Source organism: Rhizobium sp. Root1334, from assembly GCF_001426665.1.
Lineage (GTDB): Bacteria > Pseudomonadota > Alphaproteobacteria > Rhizobiales > Rhizobiaceae > Pararhizobium.
On the sequence record NZ_LMEY01000012.1, the window covers coordinates 236,474 to 257,889 of the forward strand.

Sequence of the window (21,416 nt, forward strand, 5' to 3'; positions counted from 1 at the left end):
TTAGCCTTTGACAGGCCTGTTTGCCATGGTTAAGTCTTTTGCATGGCTTCTTTTCTGTCAAAACTGTTCGGCTTTTCCAATGGCTCCGGAACCGAGGCGGCTGCGCCCTCCGGCAAGACGGAAACCTATGGCGATTGCCTCATCCGCGCCACGCCGATCCGCGAGGGCTCCCAATTCAGGCTGGCCGGTTCGGTTGAAAAGGACGTCGAAGGGACGATGCGTGTCCGCACCTTCATCCGCGCCGATGTTTTCACGTCTGAACAGGATGTGATTGATGCGACATTGCGCAAGGCGCATCAGATCATCGACCAGCACGGCCCGTCATTGTTTGCCGACGACGTTGCTTCCCGGCAGGTCTAACTCCGCCCATTTGATACTGCTTGTTTGACCTGCCATCGGCAGATGCCGTTACCGTGCTGATGTAAACATTCGCACACTCGGCTCTAACGGCGCTCGAGCCGGTTCGCCTTCAACAATCGGCGGCAACACCCTAAACGTTTCTTTAAATTTGCCGTTTATAGATCCGCACAGTGAAAATCTGAGTGAACATCCGGCGATGACCAATGTAGTGTTGTTTTTCTGCGAAGGCCTTGTCTACGTCGCAGTCATGGTCACGCTGCTGCATTTGCGCCACCGGTTGGGCCTCGGCGTCTTCATCGCTGCGCTTGGCGTACTGCATTTCATCGAGACCTATCTTGCGGCTGTCTTTTACGTACAATTGCCATTCGGCGTGATTTCGCCGGGCTCGGCCGTACTGTTTGCCGGCAAGCTGATGATGATCCTCCTTCTCTACGTGAAGGAGGACGCGGCGACAGTGCGTCAGCCGATTTATGGCCTTCTTGCGGGTAATTTTCTCACTGTCGCGCTCAGCCTGCTCTTGCAGATGCACCAGACCGTTTCGGCCGTGCCAAATCGCAGTGCCGATCTCGCCTTCATCGACGAGATGGGCTGGCTGATGCTGTGGGGGACGCTGATGCTCTATCTCGATTCGCTGCTGATCATCCTGCTCTACGAACGGATCGGCCGGTGGGTGCGGGGTATGCTCACTTTACGGTTCCTCATCTGCGGCGTCGTTATTCTGACCTTCGACCAGGCCGGATTTTATGTCGCGCTGCATGCGCTCAACGATGCACCGGCCGAGGTGTTCTGGGGCGGCTGGATTGCCAAGATGGGGGCAGCGGTCGTCTATTCACTGATTCTCGGTGCTTACCTGCATTTTTCCAGCCATTCGGTACTCTCCGTCGTGCGGCAGCCGATCGGCGACATTTTCAACACGCTGACATTTCGGGAGCGTTACGAGGACTTGCTGTCGAAGTCGGGACGGGACATGCTGACAGGCGTACTCGACCGCAGCCGCTTTGAATTCGAAGCGCCAAGGCTGATCCGCCACGCGGTGGCGTCAGGGAGTGTCATCAGCCTGATCATGATTGATGCCGATCACTTCAAGAGCATCAACGACCGCTTCGGCCATCTCGAAGGCGACCGGGTGCTGAAATCCATCACCGATGCTATCCAGGCAGGACTGCGTCCGAACGACTACCTTTTCCGTTATGGTGGAGAAGAATTCGTCGTCCTGTGCGATGGTCTGGATCATAGCAGCGCCTTGTCACGCGCCGAACAGTTGCGGCTACGGGTGCTGAGCGATGTGACGACCTCGGATAAGTCTGCCGTTACCGTCAGCATTGGTATTGCCTCGACGCCTATTGATGGAACGACGACTCGCGATCTGTTGTCGAAGGCCGACATGCGGCTGTATGAAGCCAAGCGCGCAGGACGCAATCGTGTGGTCGGACACGCTTGAAATTATCCGGTCACTCGCATTCAAACGCCGACATTCGGCCGGTCGATAATTTCGCGAAGCGAAAAGCTGGAATTGATCTTGACCACATGGGGCAAGGCAGAAAGCCAATCCCGATGGATACGCTCGTAGTCCTCAAGGTCCTTCGCCGCGACCCTCAGAATGTAGTCGTATTCTCCCGACATCAGGTAGCAGACCAGCACATTCGGACAGAGTTTCACCGCCGCTTCAAACTCCGTCAATGTCTTGGCAAACTGGCCTGATAGCGAGATGTGGACGATCACCATGATGCGGTAATCGAGCGCCTTGTGCGACAGACGGGCATGATAGCCGCTGATGACGCCGGTCTTCTCGAGGATATCGACCCGGCGCGAGCAGGCGGACGGCGAAAGGCCGATTTTTTCGGCCAGTTCGGCATTTGCAATCCGGCCATTCTGCTGAAGAATCCGCAGGATCGCAGCATCAATTGCATCCATCGCCATCAGTCGAATATCCTTCGAGTTTCTAACTTAAAACGCAATAATCTGCGAAAGATTACGATATCGATCCGTCATTTTGCAAGGACATGCGATGATCTTTCTGTTTCGCTACGCGGGCAAAACAACAAAGGCGTAAGCCGCATAGGAGAGGAACGCGAAGATGCGTGTCGGTTGCCCGAAGGAAATCAAAAACCATGAATATCGTGTCGGTCTGACGCCCGGCTCGGTGAGGGAATATGTGGCGCATGGCCACGAAGTGATCATCGAGACAAAGGCGGGCGCAGGCATTGGCGCGGAAGACGACAGCTATCGAGCGGCCGGCGCAAGAATAGTCGCCACGGCCAGGGAAGTCTTTGAAAAATCCGACATGATCGTCAAGGTCAAGGAACCGCAGCCCTCCGAATGGGCGCAGCTCCGCGATGGTCAGATCCTCTATACCTATTTGCATCTTGCCCCCGATCCCGAGCAGACCAAGGGGCTACTTGGCTCTGGCGTGACCGCAATCGCCTACGAGACCGTCACCGATGATCGCGGCGGCCTACCGCTGCTGGCGCCGATGTCGGAAGTGGCCGGACGGCTCGCCATTCAGGCGGGAGCTACCTCGCTGCAGAAGGCCAATGGCGGCCGCGGCATTTTGCTCGGTGGGGTACCAGGCGTTCTGCCTGCCAAGGTTACCATAATCGGCGGCGGCGTCGTCGGCTTGCATGCAGCCCGCATGGCGGCCGGCCTTGGCGCAGATGTGTGCATTCTCGACCGGTCCATCCCACGCCTGCGCCAACTCGATGATCTCTTCGCCGGCCGTGTCCACACCCGGTTCTCGACGATCGACGCGCTGGAAGAGGAAGTCTTTTCAGCCGATCTCGTCATCGGCGCTGTGCTGATCCCCGGTGCTGCAGCGCCAAAACTGGTGACGCGCGAAATGCTGTCCGGCATGAAGAAAGGCGCTGTCATTGTCGATGTCGCCATCGATCAGGGCGGCTGCTTCGAGACATCACATGCGACGACACATTCCGATCCGACCTATGAAGTCGATGGTGTCGTGCACTATTGCGTTGCCAACATGCCGGGTGCCGTTCCGGTGACCTCGGCACATGCGCTCAACAATGCGACGTTGTTCTACGGCCTACAGCTGGCCGACCGTGGCTTAAAGGCGATTGCCGAGGACCGGCATCTGCGGGCTGGCCTCAACGTTCACAAGGGCCGCGTTACCAACAAGGCAGTTGCCGAAGCGCTTGGTTATGAGAGCTATGCCCCGGAAGCTGTGCTGATGTCCGCCTGACCCCGTCGCTGGTCAAGCATTATGGCGGGGCCGGTCACATCCGGCCCCGTTTTCATGCGCGCTCGATGCGGCATTGATAACAGTTGTTGCGGGCCGAGCGGACATGGACATAGGCCACTTCGGGCCGTTCCAGCAATTCGCTTGCCCGGGCGTCGACGGTATCAACCGGCGTTACGGCGCCGGTGCCATAGACGATCCGATCGTCGGCACCATAACCGCGCAAAAGATAATCCTTGCTGGTGGTCAGGATCGGTGGAACCGCCTCGCCACCGGCATAGGCGTCGCATGGGTCCGCATGCAGAAAAATAGGCCCGGTTTCCGCATAGGGCTGAAGTTCCGGGAAGGGGCGATAGGCAAGGATAAGATATCGGTCGCCCTTGGCGATATTGGCAAGGCAATGGCGGCAGGGCATGCCTTGGCCATCGGAGACATGCCGTTCCGGCGTCAGACCGTAGGCGTCGGGTTCGCGCCGGCGGTAGCGTGCAGCAAGATCGCTTGGCATCGGTTGGTAGTTTAGCGGCATCTTTGGTTCCTCCAGCTTCAATACTGAAGGAAATGCCATGTGCCGACATACAGCGACACCCGAAACTTGCCGTAGCGAGATTCAGAGTCCGCGTGCGAATGCCAGCAGTTCGTCGTCGGTGAGTGGCAAGACCTTGGCATCATGGGTCGAAACCGGCGAGAAGCCAAAGCGCTGGTAAAGCTGCAGTGCGCGCGGATGATCGAGCGTGTTCGTCGCAACCCGGACGATTTTCGGATTCGAACTCCAGGCGGCATACAATGTCTGCAGCAGAAACCATTTGCCGAGCCCAAGGCCGAGTGCATGTTCGAACATACCGAAATGGGAAAGCTCGACGGTATCCTCGTCCACCTGCAGCAGCTCAAAGAAACCGGCCGGCGCACCGTTAACATAAAGCACGGTCACGGTATTGCGCTTGTCATGCAGGACGCCGGCAAGGTCGGTGTCGCTCATCCGCAGCCGGTCGACCCAGTTCCAGCGTTTACCGACCTGCAGATAAAGGAAACGATAGAAAGGAAGCGGAATTTCCGGCACGCGCATGATCGCCGTCTGGATATTGACCGGCACCGGCAGGCTCTGCTTGGGCGGTGCGGTCATTTCCAGTTCGGTGATGCGAACATCAAGCGATTCGGCTGCGTTGCCCTTGGTCATGCTGATCATTCTTTCCCGGTAACGACGGGTGTGTCTGCCCGGCTGCCCCATTCGGACCAAGAGCCATCATAGAGCGTATTGTCCGTATGGCCCAGAGATTGCAGCGCCAGCGTGATGATCGCCGCAGTGACGCCTGAGCCGCAGGAGGTGACGACCGGCTTGTTAAGATCAATACCGGCTGCCTCAATCGTTTCGCGCAGGGCGTCAAGCGATTTGAACTTGCCGCCGGTCGAGAAAACACCGGAGGGCAGGCTCTTGGCGCCGGGCATATGACCGGATCGCATGCCGGCTCTCGGTTCCGCTTCCTCGCCGGTAAAACGTGCAGCACCGCGCGCATCGGCAATCTGGCGGGAGCCGGTGGCGACGATGTCGCGCATTTGTGCAAACGAGGTCACGGCTTCAGCATTGAACTTCGGATGGAATGTGGCAGGTGCCGGCTGAGGAACGTCAGTGGTGATCGGCCGCCCCTCGGCCTTCCAGCCATCGATACCGCCATCAAGTACGAACACCGATTGGGCGCCCATTGTGCGCAACAGCCACCAGACACGGGGCGCCGTGAATATGCCAGGGCCGTCATAGACAATGATCGTGTCGGTCTCGCTGATTCCAAGCTGGCCAAGAGATTCGGCGAAGGATTGCGGTGAGGGGATGGTATGCGGCAGACCGCTGGTCAGATCGGCGATGGCGTCCTGGTCGTAGAAGACGGCGCCCGGAATATGGCCGGCCGCATATTCGGCCTTAGGGTCCCGCTTCTGCGCCGGCAGATACCAGGCGGCATCGAGGATTTTGACGGAAGGATCGTTGAGGCGCTGCTCAAGCCAATCCGCGGAAACGACGAAGGCGCTTTTCTGTTCGGTCATCGATTATTCTCCGGTGGATGCGGCGTCCGGCGTACCGAAACGGATTCGAAAACGCCGGTTTTCCTTGCCCTTCTTTTCGATCTTGGCGATGTGGATTGCGCCGACCTCCTGGGTTTCCGACACATGCGTGCCGCCGCAGGGCTGGCTATCAACCGAGGCATTCTCGCCGATGCAGACAAGGCTGACCCGGCCAAGGCCCATCGGCGGGCGGACATTCTTCGATTTGACGATATCGGGATTGCCTGCCAATTCCTCGTCGGTGATCCATTGCAGGTAGATCGGATGATTGTCTTCAACCAGCACCATCATCGCAGCCGTGACCGCGTCCTTGTCGATGGTCTCGCTCATGTCGAAATCGACACGGCTCTCATCCTCACCGACAGCCGCACCCGTAATCGGATACTGGCAAACGACGGAGAGCAAGTGGCAAGCCGTGTGCATGCGCATCAGCTTGTAGCGACGCGGCCAGTCGATATGCAGCACCAGCTTTTCACCGACCAGCACGGATGGCTGATCGGCTGCCGGGACGTGAATGATGATGTCTTTGGTATCGCCGTGGCGCGTCGTTGCTATCTCGATGCGGGTGCCATCGGCACGCTCGAAAAAGCCGTTATCGCCGGGCTGGCCGCCCGAGGTCGCGTAAAAGCAGGTCCGATCCAGCTCGATGCCACCGTCCTCCCGTATTCCCGTGACGATCGCCTCCGTGGTTGAAAGGTAGAAGTCGTCGCGAAAAAGGGCAGTCGTTGTCATGAGATGCTTATCCGGCGGGTTCGTAGGGGACCGTTATTCCGGAATTCCGCGTCAGCCAGGCCGGAACAGGAAGGCCTTTTGACTTCAGAAATGCGGGATTGAACAGTTTCGACTGATAGCGGTTACCATAGTCGCACAGGATCGTCACGATGGTATGTCCCGGTCCCAAATCTTTTGCCAGGCGAATGGCACCGGCAATATTGATGCCCGAGGAGCCGCCGACGCAGATGCCTTCCTTTTCAACAAGATCGAACACCAGCTGTACGGCTTCGGCATCCGGTATCTGATAGGCGAAATCCGGCGTGAAACCTTCGAGATTGGCGGTGATGCGTCCCTGGCCGATGCCCTCGGTGATCGACCCGCCAGACGATTTCAGCTCGCCATGGGCATAAAAATTGTAAAGGGCCGCCCCTTCCGGATCGGCGATGCCGATCTTGACGCCCGGGTTCTTTGCTTTCAGGCCAAGCGCTACGCCAGCCAATGTACCACCCGACCCGACTGCACAGACGAATCCATCGACCTTGCCGTCCGTATCGCGCCAGATTTCCGGCGCGGTCGTTTCAACATGGGCGTCGCGATTGGCGACGTTATCGAACTGATTGGCCCAAATCGCGCCGTTCGGCTCGGTCTTTGCAAGCTGGGCAGCGAGGCGGCCGGACAGCTTCACGTAATTGTTGGGGTTCTTGTAAGGAACCGCGGGAACTTCGATCAATTCGGCGCCAAGAAGCCGCAGGGCATCTTTTTTTTCCTCGCTCTGCGTCTCCGGAATGACGATGACCGTGCGATAGCCGAGCGCCTCGGCAACAAGGGCAAGACCGATGCCGGTATTGCCAGCTGTCCCCTCGACGATCACCCCGCCTGGTTTCAGTTGTCCGGATTTTTCAGCATGACGGATGATCGACAGTGCGGCACGATCCTTGACCGACTGGCCCGGATTGAGAAACTCCGCCTTGCCAAGAATGGTGCATCCCGTCGCTTCCGAGGCACCCTTGAGGCGGATCAGCGGCGTATTGCCGATGGCATCGAGAACGGAAGGCAGAACGGACATGAGTGAACCTCTTGGCTGCAGGCGGTCGCTTCAGGCAGAACCTGACGCTGATGACGATTTGAACAGGTCGTATGGGAACGGCCTGAGCCACAAAAGCCCTTGCCGTTCAACATACCGAAATCCTAGCGTCTTTTCGGCCCACACTCCCGTCGAAGCAAGAAATAGCGTTTCGCCTTGGCGCTGTCTTGGGCAAAATTGACCCAAAAGTGGAAGATCGCGTTTCGCAATCGGCGTGATCCATTTGTTGACCCCTGGCGTAATGAGGCGATAGTTTCCGCGGCGCTCATGCGGCAAAACAGGTAAATCAAATGAATGGCTGATGTTCAGCTGGATACAGTGGATGCCTTGATGGCACGGTATGCTGCCGGCGTTCTGCCGGAGCCAGCACGCGTGCTTGTCGAAGCACATCTCGAGATGCAATCCGTCAACAGGCCCAGGGTCGCCGAGTACGAAACGGTCGCCGGTGATATTCTGGAACATATGGAGCCAGTCTCTTTCAGGTCAAGAGACAGCGCATTGAGAGCCATTTTCGCAGCCCCCCCCCTGGCAGCCGCCAAGGTCGCACCAGTACAGCCCGCAAGCGCGTTTTTTCCAAAGGCCATTCGTGATTTTGCCGGGCTCGATGCTACCGAAATTCCCTGGAAACGAAAACTGCCCGGTTTCAAGGAATACAGTCTTGGAAAAATCGATGGCTGCGACGTCAGCTTTTTCTGGTTGAAGCCCGGCCGCGTAATTCCGGCCCATACGCACGAAGGCTACGAGCTCTCGCTGGTGCTAGACGGCGCATTCAACGATACGCGGGGGCGCTTTGCCAAGGGCGACATATCGGTCGCAGACGAGAGTATCGACCACCGTCCCGTGGCAGAATCGGAATGTCCCTGCATCGGCTTTGCCGTCTTCCAGGCACCGCTCAAACTGACCGGCTCATGGAAACAATTGCTCGGCGACCTGATCGGCTGAGTTCTGCCGAACATTGGCCCGAATGCGGGAACAAACTACATTTCAATGCGTATTGTTTGGTGATCCCGGCTTCCGGGGTCCACAATGAAGCAGCGAAAGGAAGCCCGATGACCAACTATGTCGCACACCCTGATATGGGTTTGGCTTGGGTCACGGGGGCAAGTTCGGGCATCGGCCGCGCCTTGGCGTTACGGCTGGCGAAGGACGGTTACAACGTCGTTGTCACGGCGCGCGACCACGAGAAACTGGTCAAACTGCAGCACGAATCTCCCGGACCCGGCAAGATCATCGTCCTCGACGGCGACGTGACCGATCCGCGGGATATGGAGCGGGTTTTCTCCGCGATCGAATACGAGCACGGATCGATGGTGCTCGCGGTTCTCAATGCCGGCGTCTACGTTGCCGTTCACGGCGAGGACCTGCACCGCGAAGATTTTGAAAAGACTTTTGCGGTCAATCTGCACGGAACGGTCAATTGCCTGCTACCGGCGGTGCGTCACATGAGGGCGAGGGGGCATGGCCAGATTGCCATCGTCTCGTCCGTCACCGGATATGGCGGCCTGCCGACAAGCGCGGCCTACGGGGCCAGCAAGGCAGCGTTGATCAACATGGCGGAAAGCCTGAAATTCGATCTCGACAAGGTCGGCGTGCGCCTGCAGATCATCAATCCGGGTTTCGTCGAAACGGCAGCGACAGCCAGGAACGCATTCCCGATGCCTGCCCTGGTCAGCGCCGAGGTCGCAGCAGACCGCATTGCCGACGGCCTGAAATCCAGCGGCTTCGAGATCACGTTTCCAAAGCGCTTCACCTTGACGATGAAGCTGCTCAACCTCTTGCCTTACAGTCTCTATTTCTGGCTGATCAACAAGGCTACGGGATGGAAAACGCGCCCGCTGGTGACCGGTGGACATGCCGTCGACATGCTCAAACGGGATCCACAGGCGGTGTGATGGCGGCAGGTTGAGCCGAGCCGCCCTGCTGCGGTCTTATTCATACACGATTTGCCGGACGTCGATATTCCGGGCGCGGAAACCGGCTTCGCAATAGAACAGGTAAAACTCCCATAGCCGCTTGAAGCGGATATCGAAGCCGAGCGGCTCTACCTTGTCCCAGACACTCCAGAAGCGCTGGCGCCATTCTGCGAGCGTGCGAGCGTAATCCAGCCCAAAGCCGAAATCGCCGCTGATCTTCAGGCCCACCTTGCGGCCGAGGTCGATCAGATGTTGCGGGGTGGGCAGCATGCCGCCGGGGAAGACATATTTCTGGATAAAATCCGGATTGGCCCGGTATTCCTGATAGGCTTCAGGCTTGATGGTGATGATCTGAAGCCCAGCCTTGCCGCCCGGCTTCAGGCAGCGTTGCAATTGGGAAAAATAGGCCGGCCAGTATTTTTCGCCGACGGCCTCGAACATCTCGATGGAAACGATCCGGTCATAGAGGCCCGCCTCGTCGCGATAATCCTGGAACTTGATCTCTACCTTATCGGACAGGCCCGCATTCCTCATGCGTTCATTGGCAAAGGCCAGCTGTTCGCGGCTGATGGTCAGGCCTGTCACCTTGCAACCGATCTCACTCGCCGCATATTCGGCGAAACCACCCCAACCGCAGCCGATCTCCAGCACATGATGGCTGGAGGTAATGCCCGCCGCGTCCGCCAGGGCCTTGTATTTGGCGCGCTGGGCAGATTGCAGGTCATTGGCACCCGTCGAATAGAGCGCAGACGAATAGGTCATCGTCGGATCGAGCCACTGCTTGTAGAAGGCATTGCCCAGGTCGTAATGGGCAGAAATGTTCTTCCTGGAACCGGATTTGGTATTAGCGTTCATCCAGTGACGGAATTTTTCGACCAGACGCAGCACGCCGCGTGCGCCATTGGAGAAATTGCGGCCAACATCGGTGTTGACGAGGAAGAGTTCGAGAAACGCACCGACATCCGGGCTGTCCCAGTCACCATCCATATAGCTTTCGGCAACGGCGATGGTGCCACCGGTCAGCGCGCGCTGCGGCAAATTCCAGTTGTGCAATGTCACGGAGGCGACAGGTCCATGGACCTTGCCCTTGACGACCACGGTGCGGCTATCGGGTAAGGTCAATTTCAGACAACCGGCCTGCATGTGCACAAGACCACGCAGAACCATCTGCGCTTTGGCGGGCAATCCTTTGACTATGCGCGAAAGATTTTCAGCGGAAAGACGCTCTCCGTCTTTCGGATCACAATAACCGGTGCCTGCTGTGCTCATGCGACAGATCCTCAGCAATCATTGTTCTTGACGCAAAATAACCTCATTCCGCCGGACCGCCAACCTGGGATTCAGGAGAAAAAACAAGGCTTGTCCTGCGACCCTCCTTCCACGCGCTCGTCAGTTCCGGCGCTTGCGGCCGCGGAATATAGCGGACGCCTTTGCCCCAGAGCTTCAATGCCTCCCAATGAATCCCTGCGACAATCTTGAATGTAAGATGCGGAATGCGGGCAACAAGACGCAAAATCTTGCCTGTTTTCAACGGCACTTGAACACCGGAGAAGGTTGCGGCAAGCAAAGGCCCATCCTTGTCCGTCTCCAGAATGCGCCAGCGGATTTCCTCTCCCGGCGGCAGCATGCGGAATTGGTAGCGCATGGCCATTGGAATGAACGGTGAGACATGAAACAGCTTGTCGCATTGCTGGCGGATACCGGCATCGGACACATCACCGGGACCGATTGGACAGACATAGGTGTGGCGCTCGCCGAATGTGTTGCGGACCTCATAGATCATCGCACTGAGCGCGCCGCCGCTATCATAGGCGTAGTAGACAGCCAGTGGATTGAAGACAAAGCCCAAAATGCGCGGATAGCACACGAGAAGTATGCGTTCTGGCCGCATCGGCAGGCCATTCTTGGCCAGCAGGGCATCGACATAGCCGCGCAGCCCCACCGCGCTGTCGCCCGTATGATCCTCTTCATAAAAGGATAGAAGATTGCGGCGATTGACAGAGAAAAGACTGCTCAGCCGATCCGCTTCGTCCAACCGGTCCAGGTCGATCATCAGAGAAAACACGCCATAGCTGAAACGGTGGCCGACCGGCTTCATCCGCTGATGCATCACTTTACCGGCATAAAGCACGGCCGCCGCTTGTGGCGGTGCGCCATTCTTCGTCATGTCCGAGCCGGGTGACGCGCGCATCTCTATTCTGCCGCCTCCCTGAACACCGATGAGACCTGCTGGCGCCAGGGGATGACCCCGCCAAGTGCCTCTGCAGCTGCAAGCCCGGATGTCAGGCCGTCCTCATGAAAACCATATCCGGTCCATGCACCGGCAAAAAAGGTACCGTTATCGCCCTGAATCGCCTGCAGGGCACGCTGGGCGGCCATGGAGCCTGCGTCGAACTGCGGATGATCATAGGAGAATTCGGCAAACACCGTCCCAGACTTTGGCTCGCGCTCCGGATTCAGCGTCACAAACAAAGGATGCTCCGGGGCGATACCCTGAAGGCGGTTCATCCAATAGCTGACGGCGACGCCCTGCGAGCCGCAGGATTTGACCGACCGCAGGTAATTCCATGACGCCCAGACCTTTGGCCGTTTCGGCATTAACGCCGTGTCGCGGTGCAGGATGACCCGATTGGGATGATAGGGAACGGCCGACAGCAGCGCGTGCTCTGCGGGTGTCGGATCGGAAAGCATCGCCAGCGCCTGATTGCTGTGCGCAGCGATGATCACCTTGTCGAAGGTTTTCGTTGTGCCTTGCACGTCGATGATAGTGACCCTGCCGTCCTCCCGCCGGATCGACGCTACCCCGCAGTCGAGACGGACGCGGTCTCCAAGCGGCCGCAGCAGCTTGCACAGATAATTGCGGCTGCCACCGGTAACCGTGCGCCAGGGGTGCGGCTTGGAATAGATCAGGCGGTGATTATCGAAGAACTGGATGAAATTCTCGGCCGGAAAATCCAGCATCCTGGCTGCCGGTGACGACCATATCGCGGCAGCCATTGGTGCCAGATAATTGTTTGTGAAGCCGGGAGAGAAACCGCGCCAATTGAGATAGTCGCCGATCGACATGGCCTTGAGCAGCCCGGCGCTGCGATCTTCAAGGCAGATGCGATTGAAGCGGAGGATTTCGCGCAGCATTAACAGGAAGGACGGCCGGACGAGATTGCGCTTCTGGGCAAAGACGGTCGCCAGATTGTCGCCGCTCCATTCCAGCCGTCCCTGATCGAGTGACACCGAAAAGCTCATGTCGCTCTTGTGCGTGGCGACATCCAGTTCGGCAAACAGCGCTGTGAGGTTCGGATAATTGGCCTCGTTATAGACGATGAAACCGGTATCGACCGAGATCGGCGTGCCATCATAGTCGATATCGACCGTTGCCGTATGGCCGCCGGGGCGATCATCCTTTTCATAGAGCGTGACATCGTGGACAGGATTAAGTGCCCAGGCGGCCGAACTGCCTGAAACGCCTGAGCCTATGACTGCAATCGACAAGCGGCGGCCAGGTACATGATGCGAAGCATGGGAAAACGGGGCGTTCATGCTGCGTCCTTGATCTTGCTATACGCAGCAAGAGCGCGGTCGCGCGCCTTTGCATGATCCACGAGCGGATTCGGGTATGTCTCCCCGAGCGTCACCCCGGCGGCATCAAGGATGCTCCGAGGCGCCTCGAATGGCCGATGAACGAACTTTGCAGGCAGGTCTCGCAACTCTGGTACGAAGGTTTTGACGTAAGCGCCATCGGGATCGAATTTTTCGCCCTGCAGGACAGGATTGAATATCCGGAAGAAAGGCGACGCATCGGCGCCGCTGCCTGCCACCCACTGCCAGCTTGCCGCATTGGAGGCCGGATCCGCATCCACCAGCGTGTCACGGAACCAGGCTTCACCACGGCGCCAGTCGATCAGGAGATCCTTGATCAGGAAGGATGCCGCGATCATGCGGACCCGGTTGTGCATTGTGCCGTGCCGCCAGAGCTGGCGCATGCCCGCATCGACGATCGGATAGCCGGTTTGCCCTTTCGTCCAATGTTTGAACGCATCACCGGTTCCTGACCATGCGAAAGCATCATATTTCCGGTTGAGATTTTCCCTTGACAAATCCGGATTGTGGAAGAGCAGGTGATAAGAGAAATCGCGCCAGACCAGTTCCTTGCGAAACGTGACGACATCCTCGGTAGGAGTGTCCCTTAGATTGCGGGTGGCGTGCCAGATGCGGGCAGGGGATATTTCTCCCATGGCCAGATGTGGCGAGAGCCGCGATGTGCCATCAGTGGCCGGCAGATCGCGCCTGACTTTATAGCCTGACAAATCGTCGTCGACGAATTCCTCCAGCCGCTCGAGCGCCGCTTCTTCACCCGGTATCCAGACCTCTGAAAACGTCTGTGCCCAATCCGGCGCTGCCGGCAAAAGCGCCCAAGAGGCCAAAGTATCGCTGCCAGGCCATTTGGTTGGAGAAACCAGCGCGTCAGGGCGGTCAAGCGGCTGATCCGGTTCGCCGGATGCCTCAAGCGCCCGCCAGAACGGCGTATAGACCCGATAGGGCGTTCCCGAGCCCGTTTTCAACCGGCTGGGCTCGTGCAGAAGCTGGCCAGCAAAACTCTTGACGGTTGTTCCAGCCGAAGCCAACGTGTCTTTCAGCGGGCTATCGACGGCGATGCCATCCGGATCGTACCTGCGATTCCAGTGGACAGTCGACGCATCGGTCTCGGCTATCAGCTCGGACAGAACACTGTCCGGCTTGCCGCTGCGCAGGATCAACCGGCTTCCAAGGCCCTTGAGCGCCTTGTCCAGTCCCGTCAGCGAATGATGCAGCCACCAGGCCTGGGCTGCCCCAAGCGGCCCGGTGCCGAGCCGTGAAGGTTCACGGATATAAACAGGGATGATATCGCGCCCGGTTTGGGCAGCCGCATGCAGCGCATGATTGTCGTCCAGCCGCAGGTCCTTGCGAAACCAGATGATAATGGGTTTTTCGTGGGAAAGGCCGTTGTTTTTCATTTTAATCCGCGCATCACATCTTACGTCAGTGTGTACGCAGATACGGCTATGACGGATCAAAGGTTTCGCGGAGAAAGCTTTTTATTTCATCGTTTTGCGACGGAATGCCGGTGGCGAAATTTCAACCGCCACTTCTCTTCAGAAAGCGACGGCTGCAGCCATCAGCGGCGAGGGGAATTCAGCTCTTCTGGAAAGCCAGATGCGCACCGAGCCCAACCAGCATGGTGCCGCCAGCGCGCTGCATCAGGCGTTGCGCGGAGCTTGAGCGGCGCAGCTTGGTCATCACGGCACCGGCCAGAAACACGCAAACGATATCCGCAGACGAAAACATCATGTTGACGATCATTCCAAGGATCGTCAGTTGCAGCCACACCGGGAAAGCAGCTGACGCATCCACAAACTGCGGCAGGAAAGCCACGAAGAAGATCGCCGTCTTCGGATTAAGGACTTCGACGGTGACGCTTTCGAAGAAGGCGCGCCGGCCGGATTTCGGTTCGATGCCGGGCAGGGCGGAATCCCCCTCGACCTTGGCCCGAAACAGGGAAATGCCCAGCCAGACAAGATAGGCTGCACCGGCCAATTTGACGATCATGTACAGGGTCGGCACGGCGTGAAACAGGATCGATAGGCCAGCGGCCGCAGCAATGACGTGGACGTAACCGCCGAGGTGAATACCAAGCGCCGCCATCAGCCCGGACCAGCGGCCGCGAGCAATAGTCTGTGCAGCTGCATACAGCATGGCCGGGCCGGGAATGTAGGCAAAGACAGCCGTAGTAGCGATGAAAGCAACAAGAATCTCGATCGACGGCATAGTCTGCTCCTCTTCCCGGTCATGGTTGTAAGCCTGATCTATACACCATGTTTTTTAAGAAGTCGCGTGGCCGCCGTCTTTCGCTAGCCCCAGGTCAGCGGGTCTAGACGCAGGTAAAAATCGAGCCTTTCCCGGTCGGCAGGTGCGATCGCGTGGAGATCGAACAAACGATTTTGCGCGGTCTGCGCCTCTTCGGCGGTGCGCCAGGTTTCACGGGTATTGCCGGTCAGCAGCGCCAAGTCGACGTAGCGGTCCGCCATGCCCAACCGTCCGAGATCGATCATTCCCGTGCAGCGAAGCGTTTCCGGTTCGATCATGAAATTGGGCATGCAGGCATCGCCATGGCAAACGACGCGATCGAGGCTTTCCTGTGCAAGGCGTTCGGGCAACTCGGCCCGCACTCTGTCGAGCAAGACGTGCGGCGGTGTGTCCTGGTCGCCTGGATCGAGAAAATCCGGATTGACGCCGTCGCGTTCAACAACATCAACCGCCCGGTCGAACATGGTCTGAAGCCCGCGGTCAAACGGGCAATCTTTTACCGGAATAGCGTGGAGATCGCGCACGCGCGCCGCGATCGAAGGCCAAGCCTTGAGAAGGCTCGCTGCTTCGAGCTGGTCTGCGGGAATGCCCGGCACGGCGCTTGTCACGAGGCATGCGACGTCGTCCGACACCTGCCAATCGAGAACGGTCGGGGATCCGATCTTGAAGGGGGCAAGCCATGCAGTGCGCCGGCGCTCGTCATCCAGCAGCGCCACGCCGCTGCCGGTCGCCACTTTGGCATAGGCGCTACCATCGGCGCGCCGAAACAGCGCGTCACCCGATTCGCCGTGATGATAGGCAGTCCACTGGCTTCCGAGAGAAAAGCCCTTCAACTGGGCTGCACGGGATCGATAGTCAGTCACGCGCCATCCCCCCACGACTTGTTTGGCGAAGGCGATTTCACGCCTCAGCCCCACATAGATATTGCGAGCCGCGATTTCACCATCACCGGACAGAAAATGTCCAAGTTTTTACGCGAAATCTCGCTTGCCGGCGACGGCCGGCGAGGGGCGAGGTGAATGGCCGAGTTCGGCGAGAAATTCCTGAAGCTGCGATTCGACATAAGGCACGACCGGACCATTCGCCTCAAATCCCCACCAGAGCAGTGAGCCCTGCCATTGAGCAAGCATCAGCCGTGCGGTCACCTCCGGGCGGTTGGCATTCGTAAAACACGCGCTGAGGGCCCCGACCAGCGTTCGCCCCCAGGCTGCACCCCGAGCTCGCAGTTGGGGATCCCGAAAGTCCTCTCGCAACAAACGCAGGCCGTCGGCATAGACGGCAGCGCTGTCACCATAATTTCCCGACAGAGCGGCGAGCAAAGTAACGGCACCTTGCGGTGTCCTAGGGATTGCTTCGCACAGTTGGATCGTCTCGGCGTCCAGCTGGTCCCAGGCATGCAGCAACGCCTGACGCAGCATCGCTGCCTTGGTCGAAAAACGTTGCACCAGTGTTGAGCCGGACAGGCCGCTTGCCTTGGATACAGCGGCAAACGTCGCCGCCTCCGGTCCCTCTGCGTGGATCAGCGTCAGCACCAGATCAAGCAGGTGCTCGTCGGATAACGTGCGTGGCCGCGGCATTATTTTCCCCTTGCGTTCATTTTATTTATGAACGAACGTTCGGTTATTATCAATTCTAAACGAGGAGGACAATACCGTGGTAAGCAACCTGCAAGGGAAAATCGCACTTGTGGCCGGCGGGACGCGTGGTGCTGGCCGTGGCATCGCCGTGGAACTGGGGGCAGCGGGCGCAACCGTCTACGTGACCGGCCGCACGACACGAACCCGGCAATCGGACTATGGCCGCCCGGAAACGATCGAAGAAACCGCTGAACTTGTGACACAGGCTGGTGGTAAAGGCATTGCCGTGCGGGTGGATCATCTCATCCACGCCGAAGTCGAGGCGCTGATCGCCCGCGTCCGCCGCGACGAAAAGCGGCTCGATATCCTCGTCAACGATATCTGGGGCGGCGAGTATTTGACCGAATGGAACAAGCCGGTCTGGGAACACTCGCTTGAAAATGGCCTGAAACTCTTGCGGTTGGCGATCGATACCCATCTGGTCACCGCCCATTACGCATTGCCATTGATGATCGAGAATCCTGGTGGCTTGCTGGTCGAGATGACCGATGGCACGGCGCAATACAATGCCACCCACTACCGGCTCAGCCCGTTCTACGATCTCGCCAAGACCAGTGTCATTCGCATGGCGTGGGCACACGCGCAGGATCTGGCGCCGCATGCAGCGACATCGGTGGCAATCTCTCCAGGCTGGATGCGTTCTGAAATGATGCTCGACATCTTTGGTGTGCGCGAGGAAAACTGGGTGGAGGCGATAAAGGCCCAGCCGCATTTCGTGATTTCCGAAACCCCACGCTTTACCGGCCGCGCCGTTTCATCCCTGGCTGCGGATCCGGAGCGGGGACGCCTCAACGGGCAATCGACCTCAAGCGGCGATCTCGCCAAGATTTACGGCTTTACCGATCTCGACGGATCGCGGCCGGACTGCTGGCGCTACATGACCGAGGTGCAGGATGCCGGAAAACCGGCGGACGCGAGCGGTTACCGGTAGAACATGAAGGCGGGCGCAGAGGGTACGCCAGAAACCAAAAAGGCCTTGCTTTTTCAGCAAGGCCTTTGGAAATTGGCTCCCCGGGCCGGATTCGAACCGGCGACCTGTCGATTAACAGTCGAATGCTCTACCGCTGAGCTACCAGGGATAATCTGCGGCGGTGTGTGCTGCAGAAGTGAGGCTGCTAATACAAATGCTTTTCCGATTTGCCAAGCGGTTTTTCAAAAAAAATGCACAATCTTGTCTGATTGTGGACAACTCCCCATGTGAGAGTTGAAAGCGCTCCGTTGATTTGCCGGGGATAAACCCGCAGGATTGCAGCGTTCGCAGGCGATGGCGGGTGGCCGGACATTTGGCAGGTGGAATTTGATGGCAGAACAGCGGAAAACAAAAAAATTCGGCATCGATGCCCGCGCCCACGAACTCATCATCGGCACGTGGCGTATGCGGCTGCCGCAATCGCGCCTTTTGCGCATTTCCATCGGTGCCGCGCTGATCTTTGGCGGTATTTTGGGTTTTCTCCCGGTTCTCGGTTTCTGGATGATTCCCCTTGGTCTTCTCGTCCTGTCGCACGACCTTGCCTTCGTCCGGCGAAAGAGGCGGCGGCTTTCGGTCTGGTGGGCGCGCAAATGGCCTGCTTCCAGCTAGGAAGCTGGACGTAAGCCCTTCTCCCGATTCGGCAGAGGCTTGCGCCGGATCCGATCCGCTTATCCGCCTGAGCCTGTCTGTGGCGTCGGGTCCTTGTCCGCAGGTGCCATTTGCGCCGGATCGACCGGAGTTTCCTGCGTGGCCGGAGCGCCATTGTTCGGGGCAGGCAGCTTTTCCTCAACCTTGGTCGCAGCGTCGTTGTCTGTGCTTTCGCCAAACACTTCCGCACCGGCCCAGGCGAGCATTGCAAGGACCACGCCGCAGATGAGTACCATCAGCACCGGCCGGCCCAAAAAGCCTTGACGGGCCTGCACGCCGCTCAATTCCACGGTTTTCTGCATATCGGCATCGGAAGCGCGCTCATCGGTGTATTTCGCCATCAAAGCCTCCTCGGACGGCATCCGGAGCAGGCCGTCCATCGCATTGTTTCGAGATAAACCGAAACGGTACCGGCGGCGCAAAGGTTCCAACAGATAGCTTCCCGCGATGAATGGCAGGCGGAATGCTGAGTGGAAAGGAGCCGCTATGCAGCACGATTTTCTGTTGCGTTGAAAACACTCACGAATTTTAGGGACTTGCGGAACACATATGGAACAGATAGTGTTCGTTCTTGATTTGTTTCTAGATTCTGGAGTGATCGTTCATGCTGACCCGCAAGCAACAGGAACTGCTTCTGTTCATTCACGAAAGAATGAAGGAATCGGGCGTACCGCCATCGTTCGACGAGATGAAGGATGCACTGGATCTTGCGTCGAAATCCGGCATTCATCGGCTGATTACAGCGCTTGAGGAGCGAGGCTTCATCCGGCGTCTGCCCAACCGGGCGAGGGCGCTGGAAGTGATCAAGTTACCAGAAGCCTATACCACGAGCCTTCAGCCAAAGCGCGGCTTTTCACCGAGCGTCATCCAGGGCAGTCTTGGTACACAACCGGCACCTGCCGCACCCGTCAAGGCCGCCGCAAACAACGATACCGTCTCCATACCTGTCATGGGCAGGATCGCCGCCGGCGTACCGATCTCCGCGATTCAGAACAATACGCATGATATTTCCGTGCCGCTCGAGATGGTTGGGACCGGTGAGCACTACGCACTTGAAGTGCGCGGTGATTCGATGATCGAGGCGGGCATTCTCGACGGCGACACGGTCATCATCCGCAATACGAACAGTGCCAGCCCCGGTGAAATCATCGTCGCCCTGGTTGATGACGAGGAAGCGACATTGAAGCGGTTTCGCCGCAAAGGCGCCTCGATCGCGCTGGAAGCCGCCAACCCTGCATATGAGACGCGGATTTTTGGACCGGACCGGGTCAAGATACAGGGAAAACTCGTCGGGCTGATCCGCCGTTATCATTGATCTGATATCACTTCAGCTATGGCAGCTTAAAGGAGTGGGGAAGATTGCGTGATTTGTAGACATGGCTGCAAACCTGTCACCGTCCGGCGCGACGATAGTTTTGCCCCCTGAAAGATAATGCCTTAGCGACCTCATGAACCGACCGGAGCACTCTAAATCATGAGTAGCGGCGGAAATAAGGGACATGATTTTTCCTTCAATACGCCCGATTAACGGGCTGTAAGCCTATGAATTTTCAATGCGGCTTGCGCATCGGCAAATGTTGCCGTTCCCCTATCGCACCCTATTTTTGGAACCTATTTAGTAGGATTTCGTTGACCTATCGGCTCTATTCGTGGACGGAACCCAGGAGGCCAATGTGAGAACCGTTTTTACAAAAGTTTTGGTCGTGGCATTGATGGCCACAGTCATTTCGACTGTTCAGGCACCAGCATCGTTGGCCCAATCCTTGGACATATACATCGGACGCGACAGTCCCGCAGTTGAATACAGAGACCGGCGATACAATAATGAGTATCGTCCGCGCAGCAATTGCAGTGAACGGCAGGCAATCCGCCGTGCCTATCAGTACGGAATGCGTGATCCCGGCATCCGCTCGATAAACCGGCGCCTTGTTGTCGTTGACGGCATTGGACGCCGTGGCGAATACACTGTCTTGAAACTTGCAAACCGCCAGGGTTGCCCGCGCGTCAATTGAGACGTGGACAGATAATGCGGATCGCTCCAGCCAAGAGCTGAACGATTGGCATCGTTAGGGAAAAGGGCCGGCTGCTGCAACGGCCCGCGTTGGCAAGGCGTTAGAAACAGTGCCGTTTCGCTAAGGGCTTTGGCGCTTCATCAATCGAACAGCCGACGGCAGCACTTGCGCACCAATTCACGAATCCGTCGCCCGTCACCTTCGTGAGAATGCGCCCGGCAACAGGGCAGGGACGTGGCGCTTTGACCGGGACGCCGCAATCTCGTTTTCGGCTCCTCGCACACCGGCTTGTTCATCCCCAAAGCTGTGGAAGAAGGGTTCGGAAACGGCATCTCAGAAATGACCAAGAACGTTTTTCAGAAATACCCTCTTGCGATTTGTCTAGGATCATTCTAAACCGCCGCCACAGTTCGACTATTTGAACTGGTGAGGCCTCGTGGCGGAGTGGTGACGCAGAGGACTGCAAATCCTTGCACCCCGGTTCAATTCCGGGCGAGGCCTCCAAACCTTTCTTGCTCCACCAGTAAGACCTTGAAATCAATCGAAAATATAGCGGGTGTGGCAGTCGGTTCCTATTTCACCCCTCCGTCCCGTCCTTGCTTTCGAGCAATTTCGTGCCCATCCCATCACAGTTGATCTTCGATACGGCCTGTCTGGCCAGCCGCGCATGGTCTGCGTTGCGCGTGTAGATCTTGGATGTCTTCCCGTCCTTCCAGCCGAACATCGCTTCCAGCATATAGTCGGTGGCTTCGTTGTGCGCCTGATCAGTTGCCAGCCCCTTGCCTGGCTGAACCATGCGGACACTCTGTTTCCAAGTCCCTTCACTGTGAAAGCTTTGTCGAACTCAGTCCGCACATTGGTGAGCCCGGTGACAGGGTGCAACTCCATCACGGCTTCAAGGATCGGGTGAATGGCAATCTCGATATCCACCGGCGTCCGGTTGCGGTTCTTGAATAGCCGCAGCTTGAGAATATCGCCACACCGATGCTGCG

The 21,416-nt window shown here is 57.9% G+C and carries 23 protein-coding genes and 2 tRNA genes; 9 read left to right on the forward strand and 16 right to left on the reverse strand.

Translation table 11 applies throughout. The features are described 5' to 3' along the window. Positions 1-42: 42 nt before the first annotated feature. Both ASD36_RS15190 and ASD36_RS15195 read left to right on the forward strand, forming a co-directional pair. Complete coding sequence (locus tag ASD36_RS15190; protein ID WP_060505459.1) at positions 43-360, forward strand: HlyU family transcriptional regulator; 318 nt, start codon at positions 43-45, stop codon at positions 358-360. 196 nt (positions 361-556) lie between these two features. Beyond that, positions 557-1,801: a GGDEF domain-containing protein gene (locus tag ASD36_RS15195; protein WP_060505458.1), complete on the forward strand. Its 1,245-nt coding sequence runs from the start codon at positions 557-559 to the stop codon at positions 1,799-1,801. Between the two features lie 20 nt (positions 1,802-1,821). On the opposite strand, the gene ASD36_RS15200 is transcribed toward ASD36_RS15195, so the two are convergent. Continuing rightward, entirely contained in the window at positions 1,822-2,283 is a 462-nt protein-coding gene (locus tag ASD36_RS15200; RefSeq protein ID WP_060505457.1) for an Lrp/AsnC family transcriptional regulator, read from the reverse strand. A gap of 154 nt (positions 2,284-2,437) precedes the next feature. Here ASD36_RS15200 and ald point away from each other — a divergent pair, with 154 nt between their 5' ends. After that, positions 2,438-3,556: an alanine dehydrogenase gene (ald, locus tag ASD36_RS15205; RefSeq protein ID WP_060505456.1), complete on the forward strand. Its 1,119-nt coding sequence runs from the start codon at positions 2,438-2,440 to the stop codon at positions 3,554-3,556. 52 nt (positions 3,557-3,608) lie between these two features. On the opposite strand, the gene ASD36_RS15210 is transcribed toward ald, so the two are convergent. From ASD36_RS15210 to ASD36_RS15230, 5 genes are all read right to left on the reverse strand, one after another. Continuing rightward, positions 3,609-4,079 (reverse strand): DUF1203 domain-containing protein, encoded by a 471-nt coding sequence (locus tag ASD36_RS15210; RefSeq protein WP_060505455.1) that lies wholly within the window; start codon positions 4,077-4,079, stop codon positions 3,609-3,611. A gap of 81 nt (positions 4,080-4,160) precedes the next feature. Beyond that, positions 4,161-4,727: a GNAT family N-acetyltransferase gene (locus ASD36_RS15215; RefSeq protein WP_060505637.1), complete on the reverse strand. Its 567-nt coding sequence runs from the start codon at positions 4,725-4,727 to the stop codon at positions 4,161-4,163. Between the two features lie 5 nt (positions 4,728-4,732). Beyond that, positions 4,733-5,587 (reverse strand): 3-mercaptopyruvate sulfurtransferase, encoded by an 855-nt coding sequence (sseA, locus tag ASD36_RS15220; protein ID WP_060505454.1) that lies wholly within the window; start codon positions 5,585-5,587, stop codon positions 4,733-4,735. 3 nt (positions 5,588-5,590) lie between these two features. Beyond that, on the reverse strand, positions 5,591-6,337 hold the full coding sequence (locus ASD36_RS15225) for an alanyl-tRNA editing protein (protein WP_060505453.1): 747 nt from the start codon (positions 6,335-6,337) through the stop codon (positions 5,591-5,593). A gap of 7 nt (positions 6,338-6,344) precedes the next feature. Next, positions 6,345-7,385: a cysteine synthase A gene (locus tag ASD36_RS15230; RefSeq protein WP_060505452.1), complete on the reverse strand. Its 1,041-nt coding sequence runs from the start codon at positions 7,383-7,385 to the stop codon at positions 6,345-6,347. A gap of 312 nt (positions 7,386-7,697) precedes the next feature. Here ASD36_RS15230 and ASD36_RS15235 point away from each other — a divergent pair, with 312 nt between their 5' ends. Further along, positions 7,698-8,345: a ChrR family anti-sigma-E factor gene (locus ASD36_RS15235; RefSeq protein WP_060505451.1), complete on the forward strand. Its 648-nt coding sequence runs from the start codon at positions 7,698-7,700 to the stop codon at positions 8,343-8,345. Between the two features lie 107 nt (positions 8,346-8,452). Next, complete coding sequence (locus ASD36_RS15240; protein WP_060505450.1) at positions 8,453-9,295, forward strand: SDR family NAD(P)-dependent oxidoreductase; 843 nt, start codon at positions 8,453-8,455, stop codon at positions 9,293-9,295. A 36-nt stretch (positions 9,296-9,331) separates the two neighbouring features. Here ASD36_RS15240 and ASD36_RS15245 read toward each other — a convergent pair whose 3' ends face one another. From ASD36_RS15245 to ASD36_RS15275, 7 genes are all read right to left on the reverse strand, one after another. Next, the gene (locus ASD36_RS15245) at positions 9,332-10,585 is read right to left on the reverse strand and encodes a cyclopropane-fatty-acyl-phospholipid synthase family protein (RefSeq protein ID WP_060505449.1); all 1,254 of its coding nucleotides are present in this window, start codon (positions 10,583-10,585) and stop codon (positions 9,332-9,334) included. Positions 10,586-10,628: 43 nt separating this feature from the next. Next, entirely contained in the window at positions 10,629-11,507 is an 879-nt protein-coding gene (locus tag ASD36_RS15250; RefSeq protein ID WP_082512229.1) for a DUF1365 domain-containing protein, read from the reverse strand. Positions 11,508-11,509: 2 nt separating this feature from the next. Beyond that, the gene (locus tag ASD36_RS15255; RefSeq protein ID WP_060505448.1) at positions 11,510-12,853 is read right to left on the reverse strand and encodes an FAD-dependent oxidoreductase; all 1,344 of its coding nucleotides are present in this window, start codon (positions 12,851-12,853) and stop codon (positions 11,510-11,512) included. Next, the gene (locus ASD36_RS15260; protein WP_060511023.1) at positions 12,850-14,307 is read right to left on the reverse strand and encodes a deoxyribodipyrimidine photo-lyase; all 1,458 of its coding nucleotides are present in this window, start codon (positions 14,305-14,307) and stop codon (positions 12,850-12,852) included. The genes ASD36_RS15255 and ASD36_RS15260 overlap by 4 nt, the downstream gene beginning before the upstream one ends. A gap of 178 nt (positions 14,308-14,485) precedes the next feature. Continuing rightward, a complete protein-coding gene (locus ASD36_RS15265) occupies positions 14,486-15,118 on the reverse strand; it encodes a LysE family translocator (protein WP_060505446.1) in 633 nt (210 codons plus the stop codon). Between the two features lie 83 nt (positions 15,119-15,201). After that, positions 15,202-15,990: an APH(3'') family aminoglycoside O-phosphotransferase gene (locus ASD36_RS15270; protein WP_060505445.1), complete on the reverse strand. Its 789-nt coding sequence runs from the start codon at positions 15,988-15,990 to the stop codon at positions 15,202-15,204. A 138-nt stretch (positions 15,991-16,128) separates the two neighbouring features. Continuing rightward, positions 16,129-16,734, reverse strand: a complete 606-nt coding sequence (locus ASD36_RS15275) for a TetR family transcriptional regulator (protein ID WP_060505444.1) — start codon at positions 16,732-16,734, stop codon at positions 16,129-16,131. A 76-nt stretch (positions 16,735-16,810) separates the two neighbouring features. On the opposite strand from ASD36_RS15275, the gene ASD36_RS15280 reads away from it, so the two are divergent. Beyond that, positions 16,811-17,725, forward strand: coding sequence for an SDR family oxidoreductase (locus tag ASD36_RS15280; RefSeq protein ID WP_060505443.1), 915 nt, complete (start codon positions 16,811-16,813; stop codon positions 17,723-17,725). 73 nt (positions 17,726-17,798) lie between these two features. On the opposite strand, the gene ASD36_RS15285 is transcribed toward ASD36_RS15280, so the two are convergent. After that, positions 17,799-17,873, reverse strand: a tRNA-Asn gene (locus ASD36_RS15285). Between the two features lie 221 nt (positions 17,874-18,094). On the opposite strand from ASD36_RS15285, the gene ASD36_RS31475 reads away from it, so the two are divergent. Next, a complete protein-coding gene (locus ASD36_RS31475) occupies positions 18,095-18,373 on the forward strand; it encodes a hypothetical protein (RefSeq protein WP_060505636.1) in 279 nt (92 codons plus the stop codon). Positions 18,374-18,432: 59 nt separating this feature from the next. Here ASD36_RS31475 and ASD36_RS15295 read toward each other — a convergent pair whose 3' ends face one another. Then, positions 18,433-18,753, reverse strand: coding sequence for a hypothetical protein (locus ASD36_RS15295; RefSeq protein WP_060505635.1), 321 nt, complete (start codon positions 18,751-18,753; stop codon positions 18,433-18,435). 263 nt (positions 18,754-19,016) lie between these two features. On the opposite strand from ASD36_RS15295, the gene lexA reads away from it, so the two are divergent. Beyond that, entirely contained in the window at positions 19,017-19,727 is a 711-nt protein-coding gene (lexA, locus tag ASD36_RS15300) for a transcriptional repressor LexA (RefSeq protein WP_060505442.1), read from the forward strand. 1,127 nt (positions 19,728-20,854) lie between these two features. After that, positions 20,855-20,928, forward strand: a tRNA-Cys gene (locus ASD36_RS15305). A 73-nt stretch (positions 20,929-21,001) separates the two neighbouring features. Here the strand turns inward: ASD36_RS15305 and ASD36_RS15310 are convergent. Then, a complete protein-coding gene (locus tag ASD36_RS15310; RefSeq protein ID WP_060505441.1) occupies positions 21,002-21,220 on the reverse strand; it encodes a hypothetical protein in 219 nt (72 codons plus the stop codon). Between the last annotated feature and the right edge of the window lie 196 nt (positions 21,221-21,416).